The sequence below is a fragment of the Paracoccus kondratievae genome, from assembly GCF_009301415.1.
Classification (GTDB): Bacteria; Pseudomonadota; Alphaproteobacteria; order Rhodobacterales; family Rhodobacteraceae; genus Paracoccus; species Paracoccus kondratievae.
Genome location: NZ_CP045073.1, coordinates 40,744 through 60,197, shown reverse-complemented (window position 1 = coordinate 60,197; position 19,454 = coordinate 40,744). Strand labels below are relative to the sequence as shown.

Genomic DNA, 19,454 nt, shown 5'->3' with positions numbered 1-19,454 from the left:
CCGGACTCGCCCGGGAAGGGAATCGGGGTTAGCATCCAGGCAGGGATGGCAAAGGGGGCCTTGCGATGCAACTTGACCCGATGGCGGATCTGGGAACGCATGAAGTACTGAACCAGCCCGACCCTGTGGGCGATGTCGACCTGTGGCGCAAAGATCCGGTACTGCGCACCGTCCTTGCAGCCCGTGGCGTGCCCGAGAAGGCGCTGGCCCCTTATGGTGCCGAACTTGGCCGCGCCGATACGCGTGAAGCAGCGCGTGACGCCAACCGCTACCCGCCCGAGCTGCGCCTGTTTGACAGTGGTGGCAGACGGCTGGACGAGTTGCGCTTTCACCCTGCCTATCACCGCTTTATGCAGCTTTCGGTCGCGGCGGGCTATCACTCAGTCGCGTGGGAGGGTGGGCCGGCAGGGCATTTGACCCATGCCGCCATGGTCTATCTGGCCAGTCAGATCGAGCCCGGTCATTGCTGCCCCTTGACCATGACCTATGCCGCCGTGCCGGTCATCTTGGGCGCGGCAGATCTGCCGGGCGACTGGCACGCCGCGCTGATGTCGCGGCGCCATGACCCGACGGTCGCGCCCCTTGCGGCCAAGACGGGTGCGACGCTGGGCATGGCCATGACCGAGAAACAGGGTGGTTCGGATGTGCGGGCCAATACCACCCGGGCCGAGCGCGACGGAACGGTCTGGCGGCTGACCGGCCATAAATGGTTCTGCTCGGCCCCCATGTCGGACGGGTTTCTGACGCTTGCCCGGACCGGCCGCGGACTGACCTGTTTTCTGGTGCCGCGCTGGCTTGAGGACGCGCGCAACCCCATCCGCATCCAGCGCCTTAAGGACAAGCTTGGCAACCGCTCGAACGGCTCGGCCGAGATTGAGTATCAGCGCGCGCTCGCCTGGCAAATCGGTGAAGAGGGCGACGGCATCCGCACCATCGTCGAGATGGTGCATCACACCCGGCTTGACACCGCGATCGCACCAGCCGGGCTGATGCGCGCGGCCCTGCACGAGGCACATCACTGGGCTGTCCATCGCCGCGCCTTTCAAAAGCGGCTGATCGACCAGCCGCTGATGCGCGCGGTGCTGGCCGATCTGACGCTTGACTGGCTGGGCAGCCTGATGCTGGGGCTGCATGTCGCTGCAAGTTTCGATGGCAGCAGCGCCGAGGATCGCGCCTTTGCCCGCATCGGGGTCGCTTTGGCGAAATACCTTTCGAACAAACTGTGCCCACAGGTGGTGGTCGAAGCGATGGAGGTGATGGGCGGCATGGGCTATGTCGAGGATACGCCCTTGCCGCTGCTTTACCGCGAGGCGCCGCTCAACGGCATTTGGGAAGGGTCGGGCAATGTGATCTGCCTGGATGCACTGCGCACGCTGGCGCGCGAACCGTTGGCGGCCGAGATGCTGGCGGCGCGGCTGGACGGGGCGGCGGGCCGGGACCGCGCCTATGACACAGCCCTTGCCGCCCATCGCAACCGCTGGAGCGACGGAGTGACCGAGGCCGAGGCACGGCAGTTCGTCGAGGGCAGCGCGCTACTGCTGACCGCCGCCGTTCTGCTGACCGAGGGCGATCCGGCATTGGCCGAGGCCTTTGTGCAGACACGGCTGAACGGAAACCGCGCCCGTACCCCCGGCACTATCCCGGCCGCCTTTGCCGAGACGGTGCTGGCGCGCGACCTGTTCCCGCAGGAAACCTGAGTGCCACGTAAGGACGCCTTAGCGCCAGAACCGCCGGGCATCGACAAAGGCTTCGTGCGCCTCGGCTACCGCCTTGATCAGCGCCCGGCGTTCCTTGTCGCTGCCGGTCAGCCGGATCAGCGCCGGATCATCGGCAAGCCCGATCCGCGCAAGGGTTGCTGACGCTGTGGCAAGATCGTTCAGCGCGCCCAACTGGTCCTGCAACTCGGCCAAAGCAGCCACAAAACGGGCCGCCCGCCGCCGTCGCTTATCGCGGAAAAGCGGGACAAAGAATTCGGCCCCGTAGCGCAGTTTCTTGGCATCCTTGCGGATTTCATGCAGGGCTGCATCGCCTAGTTCGGACAGATCGGCCCCGTCCTTTTTGACCTTGCGGCGATAACGGTCGAGTGCCGCCCCGGCAAACTCTCGTATCGGGGTCTGGCGAACCTCAGCCGCAGAGGGCAGGGCGCACCACGGCCCCAGCGCCGCATATTCCACCAGATCAGGCATCAAAATCCGCGCACGGCGTGACGCAAGCACCGCCTCAGCCCGATCATAAGCGGTGCGGCGCGCGGGCTGAAGCCTTTGGCGCTGATCTTCGGTCGTGCAGCGCGCTTGCAGGACATCAATATCCCGCGCCTCACCCAAAACCGCCGCCAGCCACTGGCTTTCCTCGCTCAGCCGGGTCAGCTGATCATCGCCAAGCATCGGCCTGAACAATGAGAAAGCCGAGCGAAGACGACGCAGCGCCACACGGGCCTGATGCAGTGCCTCGGGGTTTGCGGGGCTGATCAGCGGTTCATTAAGCCGGAACTGGCGCAGACAGGCGGCGACGATCAGACGGAAACTGTCGGCGGCGGTCATGTCGTCATTCAACGCCACCTGCCCGGCCTTGTGTATGAGGGGCAAGGGATCAATCAGGCGAAAACCCCGCTCGGCCTCACTCACAACGCCAAGGCGCAGCGGAGCCAGTTCGTCCAGCCTGCGGGCAAGGGAATAAAGCGCCGATGCCGGACCATGGCCGATCGTCAGCACCAATTCGCAAATGGGCGCACGACGGTCCCCGGCCATGATTTCACCGCGCTCAAGGGTCAGCACGACCTCGGCACCATCCGATTGCAGCTGCCATTCCTGACGGGCAAGTTCCAGCTGAAACGCGGGTGTGAGATGATGCGCCCGGCTGCCCAATACCGCGCGCAGAGGCGTGGAATCGTCAATAACCGGTCCTTCCCCTTTGATCCGGTGCCGCCATTCAGGCAGGGCGAACAGGCCCGCGGGCGCGGCGCTCGCCTCGACGATCTGAACCCACGCCCCCTCCGCCTCACGGATCTGCAGGGTAAAACCGGCCGCAGAAAGATCGCGCGAAGGGGTATCAAAATAGATGGCCCGGACTGTGACAGGCCGCGCCTGCGCCGACAGAAGGTCTGACGCGATCAGCACCTCAGCAGCCTCTGGCGTAAGCTCAAGGCGCAGGGTCCCGGTCGAGATGATGGCACAGTTCTGCAGCCCGACCTCGGCCTTCAGAGACGAAAGATAGCCGGCCCCTGCCAGATCAGGCCCGACCAGAACGGTGGTTGCATCGCTGCGTTTACCCTGCGCCATATCAGTCCTGTCTGTCCGCCCCATCCGCAACCTATGCGCGCGGTTGGTGTCGGAAATATGTCACCGCCCCTTCACGGATTTGCGAGGGCAGGAGGCTCAGCTTTCCCTCACCGGATCGACCGTGTGCAGGATCTTGCGAATGAAAAACCGCATTGCCTGCCGTGCGGCCTCCAGCGGCTCGTGATCCTCGGGCGACCAGCGCGACAGATCGCCAAGCGCCATTTTGCGTGCAACGCCATAGGCAAAGGTGTGGGCAACCGCGATGACCATTTTCGGATCGTCATCTTCAGCCAAACGCCCTTCGTCACGGGCTCGCAGCAGCAGCTTCAACATCAGTTCGTGCAACGATTCCTCATAGCGCATCAGGCGATGGTTGCTTTCAAACTGCCCCGCGGGCATCGCGCCGATGATGTATGATTCGCGCGGGTGGCGATAGGCCCACTCCAGATACGCATCCGCCAGCGCCGCGAATTGTGCCAGAACATCGCCGCCTTCTACCTGCACGACCGAGCGCACGCATTGGTCCAAAAGCAACAGCATGGCGTTTTCGCCCAGGGCATCGGCCAGCCGCGCATCGTCGGGAAACAGCGCCGACAGCGCCTCGATGCCGATTCCGATCCGCTCTGCCACCTCGGTCAGACCGGGAAGCCTACCGTTTTCATTGGCAAGAACCGTCGCCACCTCGATAACCCGGGCATATAAATTGCTGCCCGGCTGAGAGAGATCTGACATGTCGTTCCGCTGCGTCATTTCCCGCATCCCCGATAGGATCAACCAGGAAGTGTATCCGGAAGCCGCAGCCCAAAGGCAAGGAAAGATTTTGCGGCCTATACAAGCGTATAGCCCAAGTGTATAAAGCAGCCAGCAACGCTCCAAATGTGAGAAATCAGCGCCTGACAGCAGTCCGGGCACATAAATCGGGCCACAGACCGGACGGTGAAGCAACCGTGGCCTATGTTGTATAACCCCCTTTTATCTGCTACCCACTCACGCTTTCCGCTCACCCGAGTATAGCGGAATCGAAAATATAAAACCACAGATACATAAAAAAACCGTTCAATAAACTCAGCGACCAGCTCTCCGGCTGCGCAGATAAAACGCCTCTGTCCGACAAATAGCGAACAATCGATCAGAAGGTCTGATGTGACATGCCCTACTCCCTATCGCTCACCTCTTTCTGGAACCTTGCGCAGGGTCCGACAACTGACCAACCGGGCAGTGACTTCACTCTGGCCACCAGCTATGATCCGAGGCTGAACGATACCCGGATTATCTTTCCGACCCCGGATCAGACGCTGGACGACATCGCTGGTGGAAGCGACACCCCGCCGGGCCCGACCTCGGACCACCAGTACGAAAACTCTGCCGGACAGCCGATCAGCCTGGACGAGGTGCAGACCGCCACCGTCATACAGGCCGGCGTCACTTACGAAAACGTCAGGATCCTGATTGGTCCCAAGACCGATGCAGACTGGAGCGTGACAGGAGGTGGCGATGTTTCCGCGCTGAACGCTGCCGGCTTCCAGATTCTTGCCGTCTGGGCCGAGCTGACCCCCGGAAACTGGCAGATCATCGGCTATACTTCGAAGAGCATGTCGATCGAAGATGCCACCAGGCTGGTCCCCGGTGCCGACGCCTCGTCCTCGCTTGATGCCGATGATGGCCTTGCCGCAACCGCCTTTCAGCAAGCTTCCAACGGCATCGTCGAAGGCACCGACGATGATGATAGCATTGATGAAAATTACACTGGCGACCCTGAAGGCGACATGGTGGACGGGGGCAACACCCCCCCTCCGCATGGTCCGTACGATGATGTCATCTACGGCTTTGGCGGCAACGACACCATTCATGGCGGTGACGGAAACGATACCATCGACGGTGGTGACGGCAATGACATCATTTTTGGCGGCCGGGACGACGACTCAATCCTTGGCGGCATGGGCGACGACTCCATTTATGGCGAAGAGGGCAACGACTACATTGATGGCGGTCTGGGCAGCGACACCATCGATGGCGGGGACGGCAACGACATCATTCTTGGCGGTGATGGTCCCGACTCCCTCATTGGCGGCCTGGGCAACGACGTCATAATCGCCGGCTCGGGCAACGATACCATCGACGGCGGGGACGGAAACGACACCATTTATGGCGAAGAGGGCGACGACACCATTTATGGCGGGGACGGCAACGACTTCATCAACGCCGAAAAAGGCAACGACTTCGTTGAGGGCGGTGCGGGCGACGACTTCATTCTGGGCGGTGAGGACAACGACACCATCGATGGCGGTGATGGCGAAGACCTCATTTTTGGCGATGAAGGCGACGACTCCATTTTTGGCGGGGCGGGCAACGACATCCTGCAAGGCGGTTTGGGCAATGACACCATTTATGGCGGTGAGGACGACGACTACCTTTTTGGCGAAGATGGGGATGACTCCCTCATCGGCGGAGCGGGCAACGACACCATTTATGGCGGTGACGGCAACGACTTCATCGACGCCGGAAAAGGCAACGACTTCGTTGAGGGCGGTAGTGGCAACGACTCTATTTATGCCGATTATAATGACGCGGGAAACGCCACCCTCTATGGGGGAGAGGGCGACGACTTCCTCCAGGGTGGAGATGGTGACCACCTGTATGGCGAGGCCGGAAACGACACTCTGATTAACGTCAGAGGAAACGCCACCCTGGACGGCGGCGAAGGGAACGACAGCCTGATCGTATACGGCGGGAATGCCACGCTCACCGGCGGCGACGGTTTTGATCGGTTCTCCTTTGTTGATCTTTCCGGAGATCTCGGATCCGTCCTGATCACCGATTTCAACACCGGCACCGGTCAGGACATCCATGACGGCGACCAATCCAACAACGACCTTGTCGATCTGAGAGAATACTACAATCAGACCAACCTCGACGCCTATAACGCCGCCCACGGCACGAATTATAAAAACCCGCTGCAATGGATGCGGGCCGATCAGGCCGATGACGGCACGCTGAACATGCTGGATGGCCAGAACGGCCTGCCATTCCTGAACCTGCGGATCGAGAATGACGGCAGCCCCGTCGCGCCCGAGGACCTGACCTATGACAACACCAGCATCGTCTGTTTCACAAACGGCACGCTGATCGAAACCGGTCAGGGCCAGCAGCGCATCGACGATCTGCGGCCCGGAGACCTCGTCCACACCGCAGACAACGGGTTGCAGCCGATCCGCTGGATCGGCTCGGTCAGGCTCGACGCCCGCACGCTTGCAGCAAATCCGAAACTGCGCCCCATCCGCATCCGGGCCGGGGCGCTGGGAAAGGGAACGCCGTCCTCGGACCTCGTCGTGTCGCCACAGCACCGGGTGCTGGTGCGCTCGAAGATCGCGCAGAAGATGTTCGGCACCGAGGAGGTGCTCGTCGCCGCCAGGCAGCTTGTGCAGATCGAAGGCATCGACATCGCCTCGGATATCACCGAGGTCGGGTATTTCCACATGCTCTTTGACCGGCACGAGGTCGTGACCTCGAACGGGGCCCTGACCGAGTCGCTTTATACCGGCCCGCAGGCGCTGCAATCGGTCGGCAAGGCGGCGCTGGAAGAGATCTTTACCCTTTTCCCGCAACTGCGCGAGGAAGGGTCCGAGCCCACGCCCGCACGACCGCTCACCTCTGGACGGCGCGCGAGAAAGCTCGCAAACCGCCATCTGCAGCATCACCGCGCCATGGTCTGTTGAACACGGCCAAAAGCCAGCATCATGGGGCCGCGGGCAAAACCGTGGCCCTTTTCGCATCCAGCACGCTATTGAGGCACCGATCTGGGACAGGGGCTCAGGCTGTTTTCCTGAGCACAAGCTGTCGGCGTCTTATTGGAGTGATTAAGTAATATATTGATATTACTTAAAAAAAATTAACCAGACTAAAGATGACCGGATGCAGGACTGATGCGGCGGACGCCCAAGCGTGTAACGAGCGTCAACCTCAAGGGTGAGCCGCCATCTTTGCGCGCTACATCGTAAAGGATATGCGGGGCGTGATCGGCGCCGTGGTCTTTGTCCGCCGAGACCAGGAAGCCCGGCGATTGTCTGCACGCGCGCGCACCGAAGGCACAGCCACAGTATCTTTGTCTGAGGCCAAGACGGCATTCCCGCCAAAGAGAGCAGAAAGGCCCGCCGCACCGCTTTGCGGCAGGGTCTGTCAGAGCTGCTGTGCGATCCGGCCCTGTGTGCGGGGATCGGACGCTGTCAGCTCACCACTTTTTTCACGAACTGGGACTTGAGCCCCATCTGTCCGATTCCGGGAATTTTACAGTCGATGTCATGATCGCCATCGACCAGCCGGATACCCCGAACCTTGGTTCCGACCTTAACAACCTGAGACGATCCCTTGATCTTAAGGTCCTTGATCACTGTAACCGTATCGCCATCCGCAAGGATATTGCCAACGCTGTCACGGACCTCGCTGGTCGGGGTATCCGCACCGGGCGACCACTCATGGCCACACTCGGGGCAGATAAGAAGCGCATCCACCTGATAGGTGAACGCAGACGAACATTCGGGGCAGGGGCTCAGGGTATCTGTCATGGGGCGACTATATACCGCATCGTCGTGCTGGACCAGAGCCGTCGGCTGAATTTCCTTAGAAAACAAGGATTCCATGAGGCCTCTGGCGGTTTTCCGGTGCATGGAATCGTGTCTTATTCGGAACTGACGGGCTGCATGATACGGCTGGCCGGAAATTATCCGAGGCATAATCTTGGTCATAACCGCCTATGTCTTATTAATTTTCCATCATAATTATTTCCTCGGCGTACTGAGAAATTTCCTCTCACGTGCTTTTTACGATAATATTGCAGTCAGAAAAAATAAGCGGCCTATACTTCATGAACTGACGCTTATATCTTATTATAGGTACTTTCTGCAGCTCAACGACAGCCACGCCTGATCTTATCGAGATCCAAAAAAATCGCGAGAACTTTAATAATCGCATCTGCGATTGTCGTATTGACCTCAATCTCTCAAGCGGTCAATTATTCATCCCTCGACCTGACCGATCAGCAGATGTCTGTGATTGAGCCTTATGTCGCAAATGAAACTTCTATGTCGGAGCGGACTAGTGTAGACGGTATTGTTGCGACCACATCCATATCTGGCTTGATTTATGCGTTTCATGGATCGATAGCAGCGACATCTATGGACCCTTTCGCCCGTTCTGGGGGTGATTAGGGAAAAATGAGGCTGGCGTGACGCGTTCTCAGTTAATGAGATTGCCCGCGCCGGACGCCAGCATCAGAGAATCAAAGAAAGCTGCGAAATGGCCGGAATGCTAATTATCTCCACAGGGCCGGGGATCGCGCTGGAACCTCCAGAGCAGGTTGATGGCCTGTATCGAAAATGCATTATAAACGGTGGATTCCCAGTCTCGCCTGTACCCCGTATGCATAGAAGCTGCAAAGGATTCATCTGCGGTCACTGCCATGGGGTGGTGTGCGGTACGACCCCATTTTGAACACCTGCCGTTTCGAATGGCGCCCGTGCGATTGACCCATACCCAGTTCATCGGCGCGTAGAGATGATGGCGGACGGCCACCTTACGGATGGGCTTAAGTTCCGGTTCGCCCTGGTTCTTGCTGAATCGCCAAATCTTCTGGCGCGCATCATCGGCTGCGAATGCCCGAAGATATGATTGGGAGACCCAATGACAGCGCTTAGTGATTTGCCCGGCCATCGGTCAGCTCGTTTCCCAACCATCGGCTACATGAGCCGCATGGCGAAGTTCAAAACGCCGCTCGTACCCACCCCGAAGTTCGCTTCCCCACGCATCGTGCGCCAATGCCGCGATGACATCTCCGAATTGTAGCGGAGCCGTAGATAGCGTGTCCCAACTCGCCTCAAGCTGTTCGCGTTCAGACAACCCGAGCGCCTTCTCGGTTAACGACAAAGCCGTCAGTTGAAATGCAGCATCGGATTGGTCGGGCGTCCCCGGAAGATTGGCGTTGAGCACCAGCTTTAACCGCGTCGCGGCCTCTTCATTCCCGAAGATGCGGTAGGTCAGATGGTCATGGAAAAGGCCGCCGCCGATGTCCTTCATCGGCGACTCTGCCAACCAAACCCCGAATGAGCGGTGATAGTCCTTCGTCGCTAAATCGTGTGCCGAAAGAAACGCAGCAGCCTGATACGGCAACCAGCCTAGCGACCAAGGCACCGCAGGTGGATTGCTTTCGCGCTGCTTCAAATTCCGAAGATCTCGTATCGTGCGATTCACGGTTGGTTTGTCAGTAACATCGTGAAGACCGAGATCGCGGACAAACCGGCGAAAGAGATCGATGTCCGTTCGAAAGGAGATCAGGCCCCGCCAGAAGGCATATCTCCTGAGAGGGCTATCTTTCATTGAGAAGCGGAGACGCACCGCAGCGTTCTCATAGGCGGCATAAAGCATTAGCCCGTAGAGGAAGGGCAGGAACATCAATGACAGCAGGATTGGAACCGCGAACTCGACCGGTCGTGACGGTCGCGAAGCCGCCCATATCCTGAGCAATACGCAGCAGGCTGTAGCCAAGGATGGAGAGTCCAGCGGCACTCTGGATGAATCTCAGAGATTTCAAAACAATGGTGTGCTCGAGCATGCGTTCTGCCATTGCCAGCATGAGGCCGACCACCACCAGGCTAGGAACAAGCAGTAGTTCTGCCCAAAGAGGGAAGGTGTGGAACTCGCCGATGAAAAGCACGACAGCGGTCGCGCTCAATGTGTCCTTCACCACCGCCTTGAGCTTTTTCACACCGTGCTCACTTTGCACGACCTCGCCCATCGTGACGAATGCAAATGTCAGAAGCCAAAGCAGCGTGGTCTTAAGGTTGGCCGATTCCCAAAAGCCATATTTCCACAAGAGAATGACACAGGCTGCTGCATAAGCTCCTGCAATCGCGCACGGGATCAGAATCTTGTGGTGCGATACGGCGCGGAGAACCCCGCCCAGCGACTTACGGAGGTCTTTCGACTTCCAGGAGGCCCACAGCAACAGCCCGCCGCCCCACAAAAGGATCGCGATTTCTCGGCTGTTGAGTTCCATCATCAAGCATCTTTAGTTGAAATGTGGTGACGTGACTCCCGTTTCTTATCCAACCATAACAAGAATCCTAGGTTGATCTGAACTGAGATTGTCGAGGTTGGCAAGAGGCCGGCCAGCGCAGCCCCCAACCAGCGTAACGGACCGGCCGATCTGTCCTCTGAGCGCTTCTGCATAAACCTGCGGCTTCAGCCACCCGAGCTTCGAGTGTGGACGCCGTTCGTTGTAGTCGCGTCGCCACGCCTCCAGTACCGCTCGGGCGTACGGCAGAGAGCGGAACAGCGTCTAATCGGCGGCCATTTCATCGCGGGCTATGCTGTTTGGTCGGGTAAGTGAGAACCCTACCTTTATCGTGCTGTAGAGGGCTATCGGCGGGACGTCTCGCGTGATTCCGCGAATTACTATGCGGTGATCGGCGGTTATGGGCGGCAATATCGCGCTATCGGCGGCCAATGGCGGATGGAGTGGGATTCGAACCCACGGAACCTTTCAGTTCGCTGGTTTTCAAGACCAGTGCCTTAAACCACTCGGCCATCCATCCGCTGCAAGCGCCTGGCGTCCTCTGACAGCCACCGGGGAAGGAGGCCGCTTGCGCCAAGCATCACAGAACCGACACAGACGGCGAAGTCAAGCGGTCCTGTGCTCTTATCCCACTCGTCTGCTGTCACGACCCTGCGACCACAATTCCAGGCAGCAGCAGACCCGCGCGCAGCCCGCCCAGTTCCGAACTGTCGAGCGTCAGTTTGCCGCCATGCAGCGCCGCAAGATCGGCGACGATGGCAAGGCCAAGACCGCTGCCGGGCGGGCCGGTTTCGTCAAGACGTGCGCCTCGGGTAAGGGCCAGCGCGTGATCCTCATCCGACATGCCGGGACCGTCGTCCTCGATCAGGATATGCAGCTGACCACCCTTGGGACGGGCCGAGATGCGCAGACAGGTCGAGGCCCATTTCACCGCGTTTTCGACCAGATTGCCGATCATTTCCTCAAGATCCTGCCGCTCACCTGCAAAAGCAGGGGCGGTCTCGGCCTGCGTTTCGACCTGCAGACCCGAATCACGGATCGGGCTGCGGAGCACCATCAGGATGTCGCCGATAACCGGGGCAACCGGGGTAAATTGTCCCAGCAGTCGCGGTGCGGCCGAACTGCGGGCACGGCGCAGGTGCCAGCCGATCTGGCGGTCCATGCGCGTGATCAACGCGTGGCCGGGATGATCGGGCGGCAGTGCGTTCCCAAGCGCAGCCAACGGCGTCTTTAACGAATGGGCCAGATTGCCGACATGTTCACGCGACCGGGCAAGCACGGCGCGGTTCTGTTCAAGCAGCGCGTTGATCTCGGCCGCGACGGGGCGCAACTCGGCCACAGCGGGCAGGGGCAGGGCCTCGGCTTGCCCCGCACGGATGCGCCGCAGGTCGCGGCCAAGCCGGTCAAGGCTGCGCAGCCCCGCCGCGACCTGCACCAGACTGGCAAGCGCAAGCACCAGCCCCAGAACGGCAAGCGAAATCCCAAGAGGCCGGCGAAGGCGGGACATCGCGGTGTCGATCTCGGCCCGGGGGGCGGTCACGGTCACAGCCAGGGTCGAAGTGGAATCGGGCAGGGTAAAAACATGGCGCGTGACCCTTAGCGGCTCGGCCGCCGGACCAAGGCCACGTCCCCCCTGAAAATCAGCCTCGGGCGGGTTCAGCACATTGTCAAACAACGAGGAGGACTTTGCCACCACCCTGCCATCCTGCGTCAACTGCCAGAACCAGCCTGACAGCGGCATCTGAAACCGCGGATCGGCGGGTTCGGGACCGGCGATCAACCGGCCGTCACCGTCAATGGCAGCGCCTGCGATCAGCGCATCGGCGACCGCTTCGGCTTCGGCATCGAAGCGGCCGGTGATGAAATCCTCAAGGATAGAGGCGATGACCAGATAACCCGCGATCAGCGCCACGCCAATCAGCAGCGCCGCCAGCCCGATCAGTCGTGCCCGTATCGAATCTCGGGGCAGCATCAGGCCCCGCCGCGCAGCACATAGCCTTCGCCGCGCCGGGTTTCGATCAGACCCTCGCCAATTTTGCGGCGCAGACGCCCGATGACCACCTCGATCGACTTGAAGTCTCGGTCGGCAGCGGAATCGTAAAGATGATCCGACAGCTCGCTGCGGCTGACCACGCGGTTCTGGTGGTGGATGAGATAGGAAAGGATGCGGGTTTCGAACGCCGTCAGTTTCAGCGCCAGCCCGTTTCGGGTGATGACGCCAAGCTGGGTATCAAGCTGAAGCGGCCCGGCCTTGATCACCGCCTGAGCATGGCCGGCCGCCCGACGCACAAGGGTCTGGGCCCGCAGCACGACCTCTTCCAGGCGGAAAGGTTTGACGGCGTAGTCATCAGCTCCGGCGCGGAAACCGGCGACCTTGTCGGTCCAGTCGCCGCGCGCGGTCAGGATCAGCACCGGCATGGTCACGCCCGTGTCGCGCCAGCGCGTCAGCACCTCGATTCCCGGCATCCCCGGCAGGCCCAGATCGAGAATCGCCAGATCATAGGTCTCGGTCGAGCCCAAAAACTCGCCCTTGGTGCCATCGGCGGCGATGTCAGAGGCAAAGCCGCCGTCGCGCATCGCCTCGGCAAGCTGACTGGACAAAAGAGGGTCGTCCTCGACGATCAGGCATTTCATCGGTCTTCGTCCTTCCGGCGGGCTTTGGTCAGACCCTTGCCCGCCACCTCAAGAAACTTGCCATCATGCGCGTCAAGCCTGACCACCAGTACATCCCGCGATGGGGTAAGCAGGCGCAGCTCATGCACCAGGACAACGCCGCGCGCACGCTCATCCGGGCGGGGTGGCATCAGGCGCGCGGCGATCAGCCGGCCGCGAAAACGGCTCTGGACGATCTCGGCCGCGCGACGCAGGGGCAGGATGCGCAGATCGCGCTGGGTCAGGCTTTCGAACTCGGGGGCCCAATCCTCGGGCCAGGGGTGGCTGTCGTGCCCCTTGTGATTATCGGCCGACGCGGGCAGGGCCAGCGCCAGCGCGGTCAGACAGCCAAGGATCGGGATGCGCAAACGGTTCATCACACTAACCTAATGCGCGAAATCCAAACAAAAGCCAAACGTGTCGTTGGCTTTTGGTTGGTTCGCGGCAGGCTATTGACCGATTCGTCAGGGGCCGATCAGGATGCCCCGCGAAGGAAGGAACCAGAGATGAGCAGAAAACTCTCGACCTCGATCGCAGTCTCCGCCCTGCTGGCAGTGCTGGCGGCGCCGGTGCTGGCGCAGGAGGCACAGCCCGCACAGCCCCCCGCCGCCGAGGCGCAGGCGCCGGTCACGCTGCCCAAGGTCCTGCAGGACGCCGGGCTGACCGATGTGAAAAGCAAACGCGGCCCGCGTGGCAGCAGCCGCGTCGAGGGCAAGCTGGCCGATGGCACGCAGATCGACGCCATGCTCGACGACAAAGGCGAGCTGCGCGGCCTGCGCGCCCGGGGCGAGGCCGTTCTGCCCGAAACGCTGACCACCCAGCTTGTCCCCCAATCGGTGCGCGACAATGCCGTGTTCGGCGAGCTGGGCAAGCTCAAGGCCGTGTTCTCGGGCGAGCGTGGGGTAGCACTCGCGGGGCAGGATGACGAAGGCAACAAGATCCGCGCCGCTTTCGCCCAGGACGGCACCCTGCTGCGATTTGGCAGGGGCGAGGCGGAACGCGACAAGGGCTGGCACGGCAAGCGCCATCATCACCACTGGAAAGGCGGCCATGACCGTCACCGCGGCGATTGGGGGCCAGGTCCGCGTCACGGCCGCGGGGGACCAGAGGGCGACATGCCTCCGCCTCCGCCGCCCGCAGGTGACGCGCCCGAGCGTCAGGGCGCACTCTCGCCCGAGCAGATCAACCACGACGGCCTGCGCCGCGAACTTGCCTCGGCCGGCTACAGCCGCATCGGCGAAATCATGCAGGACGGGCCGCGACTCGCGGCACGCGCCGTCAACCCTGAGGGTGAGCCGGTAACGGTCGAGCTAAGCCCGAAAGGCGAAGTGATGCGGGAAATCAATCAATAGGCGGGATTTACCGTCGAGCAGGCCGCGCGGGTTATGCGCCCGCGCGGCTCATTTATCGGACGAATGCGATCAACTCTTGGCAAGAGCTTGCCTTTCGGCGCGAAAAGGCTTGCCTGATCGGCGCGGCAATGCGAAATCCGCTCGGAATTTCCGGGCCTTTCTGCCCGAAACTGGGGTTGGTCAATGCGTCGTCGAGAATTTGTTCTTTGTGCCGGTGCAGCTATGACGGCAGTCAACGCGCTGTCTTCCTCGCTGGGGGCGGCAGTCGCGCAAGAGCTGCCTGAAGAGGCGCAGGCAGCAGCCGAGCCCAAGCCCTTTGGCTTTGAGGATGTGGCAGAGATGGCCAGAGAGTTGGCCGCCAATCCGTACCAGCAACCGGGAACCGAGCTGGTCGGCAGTTTCGCCAATCTGAGTTATGACCAGTATCGCGGCATCCGCTTTCGCCGCGACCGCGATCCATGGGCCGGCAGCCGCGATTTCGCGCTGGACCTGTTGCCCCCGGGGGCGATCTACCGCGAGCCGGTCGATATCAATCTGGTCGACGAAGGCGTGGTGATTCCGCTGAAATTCGACCCGCACATGTTCGATTTCGACCCTGCGCAATTCCCCGATGGCGTCGATTACGAAACGATCGGCAGCATGGGCTGGTCGGGTTTCCGCCTGCGCGCGCCGCTGAACCGTCCCGATGTCATGGACGAGATCGCGGTCTTTCAGGGCGCAAGCTATTTCCGCGCAGTGTCGCGGGGCACGCTGTACGGCCTTTCTGCGCGCGGCCTTGCCATCGGCACTGGCAGCGCCGAAGGCGAGGAATTCCCGCTGTTTCGGGCGTTCTGGATCCACAAGCCCAGCGAACAGGACCGTTCGGTCCTGATCTACGCGCTGCTCGACAGCCGCTCGGTGTCGGGCGCTTACGAATTCCGCATCACTCCCGGTGCCGAGACGATCTTTGACACGCGCGTCGCATTGTTCCCGCGGCAAGAGATGCGCAATATCGGCATCGCGCCGCTGACCTCGATGTATTGGTTCGGCCCGACCGACCGTTCACGCGTCGACGATTACCGCACCGCCGTTCATGACAGCGACGGGCTGCAGATGCTGACAGGCGGCGAACAGCGGCTGTGGCGCGTGCTTTCCGGCCACGGCACGCTGCAAATCTCGGCCTTTATGGACCATGATCCGCTGGGCTTTGGCCTGGCGCAGCGGGCGCGCGACTTTGAATCCTATAAGGATGCCGAGGCGCGTTACGAAAAGCGCCCCTCGGCCTGGATCGCACCACAGGACAGCTGGGGCAAGGGCACCGTCACGCTGGTCGAAATTCCGGTCGATAACGAATTCAACGACAATGTCGTCGCGTTCTGGCAGCCATCGGACCCGCTGCTGGGCGGCAGTCGATATGACTTCAACTATATCCTGACATTCTCATCAGAAGTTCCTGATAGTGCACCAATTTCACGGGTCGTCGAGACCATGTCGGGTCGGGCGGTGAACAATTCCAACGCCCGTTCGTATATCGTCGATTTCGACCTGGGCCTGTTTGGTGCCGAGGATCCTGTGCCGCAGATCCGCGCCTCGGCAGGGCGGATCGGGCACAGCTACCTGTTGCGACTGCCCGAACAGGGGCGGATGCGGCTGGCCTTTGAATACCTGCCCGAAGGGGCCAAATTCGCTGACCTTTCGGCAGTGCTGAACGGCCCTGGCGGGGCGCTTAGCGAAACCTGGATTGCCCGTTGGACCCGCGAGTGAGCGACGTGAGCAGCATATCAAGCCCGCCGGGATCGTCCCCGGCCAGCGAGATCCGCAACCTGCCGCTTTCCGCCGAAGAAAGCTGGGAAACACTTGGACTGTCGCAGTCCAGAGGCCCCGCAACCCCGCCCGAGGCTCCGCTGGAGATGCCCGAGCAGGACTTTCGCGCCCGCCCGCCACAAGGCCCAGACAGTGGCTGGCCCTCGCCAGGCACGATCCTTGCCCGACTGGTTGCCTTTGGCGGCGCGGCTGTGATCGCGTGGATCGGCTGGCGTCAGATGGTGCTGAGCTTTGGCGCCAACATGACCTGGCTGCAATCGGTGCTGCTGGTGCTTTTTGCGCTGACCTTTACCTGGGTCGGGTTCTCGTTCACCTCGATGATCTCGGGGCTTTTCGCGCGACCCTTGCGCACGCCCGAAGGGCCTAATGATGCAAAAATCGCCGTGATCATGCCGGTCTATCACGAAGACGCTGCAGCCACGGCGGGGCTGCTGGCTGCTCTGGCGCGGGATCTTTATCGCGTGGGTCTGGGCGAACGCGCCGAGATCTTTGTGCTGTCTGACAGCCGTGAGCCGGATTCCGTTTTAGAGGAAATGGCTGCAATCAGCCGTCTTCGCGATATTTCCCCGGTGCCGGTCTGGTATCGCCGTCGGCGCAGCAACAAGGGTCGCAAGGCCGGCAATGTGGGCGAATTCGTCAGTCGCTGGGGCGGGCGCTATGACCAGATGGTCGTGCTTGATGCCGATAGCATCGTGGGGGCCGAGACGATCCGGGCGCTGTCCGCGCGGATGAACGCCGATCCGGCCATCGGGCTTATCCAGACCATGCCGATGCTGGTCGGCGGCCAGACCATTTTTGCGCGGCTGACCCAGTTCGCCGGTCGCATCTATGGTCCCGCGATTGCCCGCGGGGTTGCGGCTTGGTCGGGCAACAGCGGCAATTTCTGGGGCCACAATGCCATGATCCGGGTCAGCGCCTTTGCGCAATGCTGCGGCCTGCCGGAACTGCCGGGCAAGCCCCCATTTGGCGGCACCATCCTGAGCCATGACTTTGTCGAGGCCGCGCTGCTGCGCCGGGCGGGCTGGAAGGTACGGCTGGACCACGACCTGCGCCAAAGCTTTGAAGGCTGTCCGCCCACACTGCTGGACATGGCTGTGCGCGAACGTCGCTGGGCGCAGGGCAATCTGCAGCACGCGCGCCTGATCTTTTCGCGCGGCTTTGCCTGGATCAGCCGCGTGCATTTTGTCATCGGCATCCTCGGCTTTCTGATGTCGCCGATCTGGCTGGCGATGATCCTTGTCGGGCTGGCGCTGTCGGCCAATGTGCTGTTGTCGCGGCCGGATTATTTCCCGCAGACCTATCAGCTGTTCCCGACCTGGCCGACCTTTGACCCGGTACGGATGCTGTGGCTGTTCATCGCCGCCATGTCCTTTCTGCTGGTGCCGAAATTCATCGCCATCCTTCGCGCATGGCTGCGGCCTTTGGCACGGAATTCGGGCGGCAATGTACGGCTTTTGGCCTCGGCCATTTTCGAGATCGTACTGTCCGCCCTGATCGCGCCGGTGCAGATGCTGATCCAGACCCGACAGATCCTTGAGATCCTGCGTGGCCGTGATTCCGGATGGGAGGCACAGGTCCGCGCGGGCCAGATGCCGCCTTGGGGGGTGGTGCTGCGCCGCCACGCCATCCATGTCATCACCGGCACCGCGACACTGGTGGTGCTGGCTTTCCTGGCCCCCTGGCAGCTGATCTGGCTGTCGCCGATTCTTGCCGGGCTGATCCTGTCGCCCATGACCTCGCGCTGGTCCGCCAGCCCGGTCTTTGGCCGCTGGGCACGTCGCCAAGGTCTGCTCGTCACCCCCGAAGAGCGAGAGGCGCCCGAGATGCTGACCGCCGCCCATGCGCTTGAGTTCCGCATCAGCGGCACTCTGCCACGAGAAGGGGGACTGACCCTTCTTGGGCGTAATCCGGCCCTGCGGTCGCGGATCATGGCGCTTTTGCCTGAAAACCCGGACAGCCCGGTCAAAGACCGCCTGAACGCCATCGCGGCCGAGGCCAAGATCGCCCATGCTACCTCACAGGCCGAGGCGCTGAATTTCCTTAGCCCCGCCGAACAGCTGGCGCTGTTGGAAAGCCGGGCACTGATAGAAACATTCGCAAAGCTGCCGCAATGAGACGGATCCCCGCCCTTGATATGCTGCGCGGCTATGCGCTGGTCTGCATCATGCTGGATCATATGCCCATCGGCGTGCTGCGCAACGTGACGCTGACCAATTTCGCCGTCTTTGACGCAGCCGAGCTTTTCGTGCTGCTGTCGGGTTTCCTCGTCGGCCTGGTCTGGGTCAAGATCGAGGCACGTGAGGGGCGATGGGCGGCCCAGATCCGCTTTCTGCGTCGCGCCGCGCAGGTCTGGCTGGCGCTGATCGCCGGGGCGATCCTGCTGGCGCTGTTCTCGGCTTTGCTCTTCAAGCTGCAGATGAACCATACAGCAGTATGGTTCCAGTATGCGCGCTGGATCTTTGAACATCCCATCGGCTATGTCGCCACCGTCGCGCTGATGTGGATGCAGCCGAACCTGCTGGATGTGCTGGCGCTTTACGTGCTGCTGATCGCAACCGTACCGGTTACCGTGCCATTCCTGCTGCGCTGGCCCTTTCCTGCCATGGCCGTGTCGGTCGCGGTCTGGCTGTTTGCCGAACCGTTGAACGCGCTGATTCCAAACCAGCGGCCGGGGCCTGGGCTGCTTTTCAACCCCTTTGGCTGGCAGATGCTGTTCTTTTCCGGCATCGCTATGGGGGCATTCCGTGACCGCATCATGCCGGTGCTGCGCCGCCATTCGGCGATCCTGACCACGATCTCGGTCGCGATCCTGCTTTTCAGCCTGACCATTGTCATCAGCTGGAAGATAGGCGCCCCGGCAAAGCCGATTACCGAGACCCTGCGCCAGGTCACTGGCAAGATCGACAAATGGTCGTTGGATTTCATGCGCTTCATCGCCATTCTTGCTGCAAGCTGGGTGGTGGCTGTGCCGCTGGCGCGGCCCTTTGCCTGGCTTGCCGCTACCCGTTTTGGCGAAGTGCTGGCCGAAATCGGGCGTGGCGGGCTTTATTCTTTTGTCGTCTGCGTCATGCTGTCGATCTGGGGCGACGCGCTTGACATGACCGTGCCGCCCGGTCCGGCCAATATCTGGTTGCGTCTGGCCATTGATCTGTGGCTGATCACCGCTTTCTGGGCCCTTGCTGCTGTCTGGATGCGGCGCGGGAAATGGCTGCCACGCTTGCGGTCACAGCCGGGCTTGCGCTAGGGGCTGAGATCATGGCGGGGCTTGCCTTGGCCCGCGCAAGCCGCTCAACTGTCCGCCTC

15 protein-coding genes and 1 tRNA gene are annotated in these 19,454 nt (G+C 61.5%); 6 read left to right on the top strand and 10 right to left on the bottom strand.

Translation table 11 applies throughout. The annotated features are described in order from the left end of the window. Window positions 1–65: 65 nt before the first annotated feature. Window positions 66–1,697 (top strand): acyl-CoA dehydrogenase family protein, encoded by a 1,632-nt coding sequence (locus tag F8A10_RS11515; RefSeq protein WP_152367394.1) that lies wholly within the window; start codon window positions 66–68, stop codon window positions 1,695–1,697. Window positions 1,698–1,715: 18 nt separating this feature from the next. Here the strand turns inward: F8A10_RS11515 and F8A10_RS11510 are convergent, their stop codons facing one another. Both F8A10_RS11510 and F8A10_RS11505 read right to left on the bottom strand, forming a co-directional pair. Continuing rightward, window positions 1,716–3,278 carry a CYTH and CHAD domain-containing protein gene (locus tag F8A10_RS11510; protein ID WP_085502417.1) on the bottom strand — a complete coding sequence of 521 codons (1,563 nt, stop codon included), beginning with the start codon at window positions 3,276–3,278 and terminating at the stop codon, window positions 1,716–1,718. A 96-nt stretch (window positions 3,279–3,374) separates the two neighbouring features. Next, window positions 3,375–4,028, bottom strand: coding sequence for a hypothetical protein (locus F8A10_RS11505; RefSeq protein ID WP_152367393.1), 654 nt, complete (start codon window positions 4,026–4,028; stop codon window positions 3,375–3,377). Window positions 4,029–4,426: 398 nt separating this feature from the next. Between F8A10_RS11505 and F8A10_RS11500 the strand changes: the two genes are divergently transcribed. Continuing rightward, window positions 4,427–6,994 (top strand): Hint domain-containing protein, encoded by a 2,568-nt coding sequence (locus tag F8A10_RS11500; protein ID WP_152367392.1) that lies wholly within the window; start codon window positions 4,427–4,429, stop codon window positions 6,992–6,994. Window positions 6,995–7,501: 507 nt separating this feature from the next. Here the strand turns inward: F8A10_RS11500 and F8A10_RS11495 are convergent. From F8A10_RS11495 to F8A10_RS11460, 8 genes are all read right to left on the bottom strand, one after another. Then, entirely contained in the window at window positions 7,502–7,840 is a 339-nt protein-coding gene (locus F8A10_RS11495) for a zinc ribbon domain-containing protein YjdM (RefSeq protein ID WP_152367391.1), read from the bottom strand. A 1,147-nt stretch (window positions 7,841–8,987) separates the two neighbouring features. Next, window positions 8,988–9,722, bottom strand: a complete 735-nt coding sequence (locus F8A10_RS11490) for a hypothetical protein (protein WP_152367390.1) — start codon at window positions 9,720–9,722, stop codon at window positions 8,988–8,990. After that, window positions 9,676–10,329 carry a hypothetical protein gene (locus F8A10_RS11485; protein WP_152367389.1) on the bottom strand — a complete coding sequence of 218 codons (654 nt, stop codon included), beginning with the start codon at window positions 10,327–10,329 and terminating at the stop codon, window positions 9,676–9,678. Before F8A10_RS11485 ends, F8A10_RS11490 begins: the two co-directional genes overlap by 47 nt. Before the next feature lie 42 nt (window positions 10,330–10,371). Beyond that, window positions 10,372–10,593 carry an integrase core domain-containing protein gene (locus F8A10_RS11480; RefSeq protein WP_406611825.1) on the bottom strand — a complete coding sequence of 74 codons (222 nt, stop codon included), beginning with the start codon at window positions 10,591–10,593 and terminating at the stop codon, window positions 10,372–10,374. Window positions 10,594–10,776: 183 nt separating this feature from the next. Further along, window positions 10,777–10,864 (bottom strand) — tRNA-Ser (locus F8A10_RS11475). Window positions 10,865–10,987: 123 nt separating this feature from the next. Further along, window positions 10,988–12,316 carry an ATP-binding protein gene (locus F8A10_RS11470; protein WP_010398400.1) on the bottom strand — a complete coding sequence of 443 codons (1,329 nt, stop codon included), beginning with the start codon at window positions 12,314–12,316 and terminating at the stop codon, window positions 10,988–10,990. After that, complete coding sequence (locus tag F8A10_RS11465; RefSeq protein WP_010398398.1) at window positions 12,316–12,978, bottom strand: response regulator transcription factor; 663 nt, start codon at window positions 12,976–12,978, stop codon at window positions 12,316–12,318. Before F8A10_RS11465 ends, F8A10_RS11470 begins: the two co-directional genes overlap by 1 nt. Further along, the gene (locus F8A10_RS11460; protein WP_010398394.1) at window positions 12,975–13,373 is read right to left on the bottom strand and encodes a PepSY domain-containing protein; all 399 of its coding nucleotides are present in this window, start codon (window positions 13,371–13,373) and stop codon (window positions 12,975–12,977) included. Before F8A10_RS11460 ends, F8A10_RS11465 begins: the two co-directional genes overlap by 4 nt. A gap of 129 nt (window positions 13,374–13,502) precedes the next feature. Between F8A10_RS11460 and F8A10_RS11455 the strand changes: the two genes are divergently transcribed. From F8A10_RS11455 to F8A10_RS11440, 4 genes are all read left to right on the top strand, one after another. Further along, window positions 13,503–14,348, top strand: a complete 846-nt coding sequence (locus F8A10_RS11455; RefSeq protein ID WP_010398390.1) for a hypothetical protein — start codon at window positions 13,503–13,505, stop codon at window positions 14,346–14,348. A gap of 222 nt (window positions 14,349–14,570) precedes the next feature. After that, window positions 14,571–16,091 (top strand): glucan biosynthesis protein, encoded by a 1,521-nt coding sequence (locus F8A10_RS11450; RefSeq protein WP_010398387.1) that lies wholly within the window; start codon window positions 14,571–14,573, stop codon window positions 16,089–16,091. Continuing rightward, complete coding sequence (mdoH, locus tag F8A10_RS11445) at window positions 16,088–18,265, top strand: glucans biosynthesis glucosyltransferase MdoH (protein WP_010398386.1); 2,178 nt, start codon at window positions 16,088–16,090, stop codon at window positions 18,263–18,265. Before F8A10_RS11450 ends, mdoH begins: the two co-directional genes overlap by 4 nt. Then, window positions 18,262–19,395 (top strand): OpgC domain-containing protein, encoded by a 1,134-nt coding sequence (locus F8A10_RS11440; RefSeq protein WP_040602208.1) that lies wholly within the window; start codon window positions 18,262–18,264, stop codon window positions 19,393–19,395. Before mdoH ends, F8A10_RS11440 begins: the two co-directional genes overlap by 4 nt. The last annotated feature ends 59 nt before the right edge of the window (window positions 19,396–19,454 follow it).

Coding starts and splice junctions, on each gene's coding strand:
- F8A10_RS11465 (WP_010398398.1), bottom strand. CDS start 12,978: ATGAAATGCCTGATCGTCGAGGACGACCCTCTTTTGTCCAGTCAGCTT.
- F8A10_RS11490 (WP_152367390.1), bottom strand. CDS start 9,722: ATGTTCCTGCCCTTCCTCTACGGGCTAATGCTTTATGCCGCCTATGAG.
- F8A10_RS11440 (WP_040602208.1), top strand. CDS start 18,262: ATGAGACGGATCCCCGCCCTTGATATGCTGCGCGGCTATGCGCTGGTC.
- F8A10_RS11495 (WP_152367391.1), bottom strand. CDS start 7,840: ATGACAGATACCCTGAGCCCCTGCCCCGAATGTTCGTCTGCGTTCACC.
- F8A10_RS11450 (WP_010398387.1), top strand. CDS start 14,571: ATGACGGCAGTCAACGCGCTGTCTTCCTCGCTGGGGGCGGCAGTCGCG.
- F8A10_RS11505 (WP_152367393.1), bottom strand. CDS start 4,028: ATGACGCAGCGGAACGACATGTCAGATCTCTCTCAGCCGGGCAGCAAT.
- F8A10_RS11485 (WP_152367389.1), bottom strand. CDS start 10,329: ATGATGGAACTCAACAGCCGAGAAATCGCGATCCTTTTGTGGGGCGGC.
- F8A10_RS11455 (WP_010398390.1), top strand. CDS start 13,503: ATGAGCAGAAAACTCTCGACCTCGATCGCAGTCTCCGCCCTGCTGGCA.
- F8A10_RS11460 (WP_010398394.1), bottom strand. CDS start 13,373: ATGAACCGTTTGCGCATCCCGATCCTTGGCTGTCTGACCGCGCTGGCG.
- F8A10_RS11515 (WP_152367394.1), top strand. CDS start 66: ATGCAACTTGACCCGATGGCGGATCTGGGAACGCATGAAGTACTGAAC.
- F8A10_RS11470 (WP_010398400.1), bottom strand. CDS start 12,316: ATGCTGCCCCGAGATTCGATACGGGCACGACTGATCGGGCTGGCGGCG.
- F8A10_RS11500 (WP_152367392.1), top strand. CDS start 4,427: ATGCCCTACTCCCTATCGCTCACCTCTTTCTGGAACCTTGCGCAGGGT.
- F8A10_RS11510 (WP_085502417.1), bottom strand. CDS start 3,278: ATGGCGCAGGGTAAACGCAGCGATGCAACCACCGTTCTGGTCGGGCCT.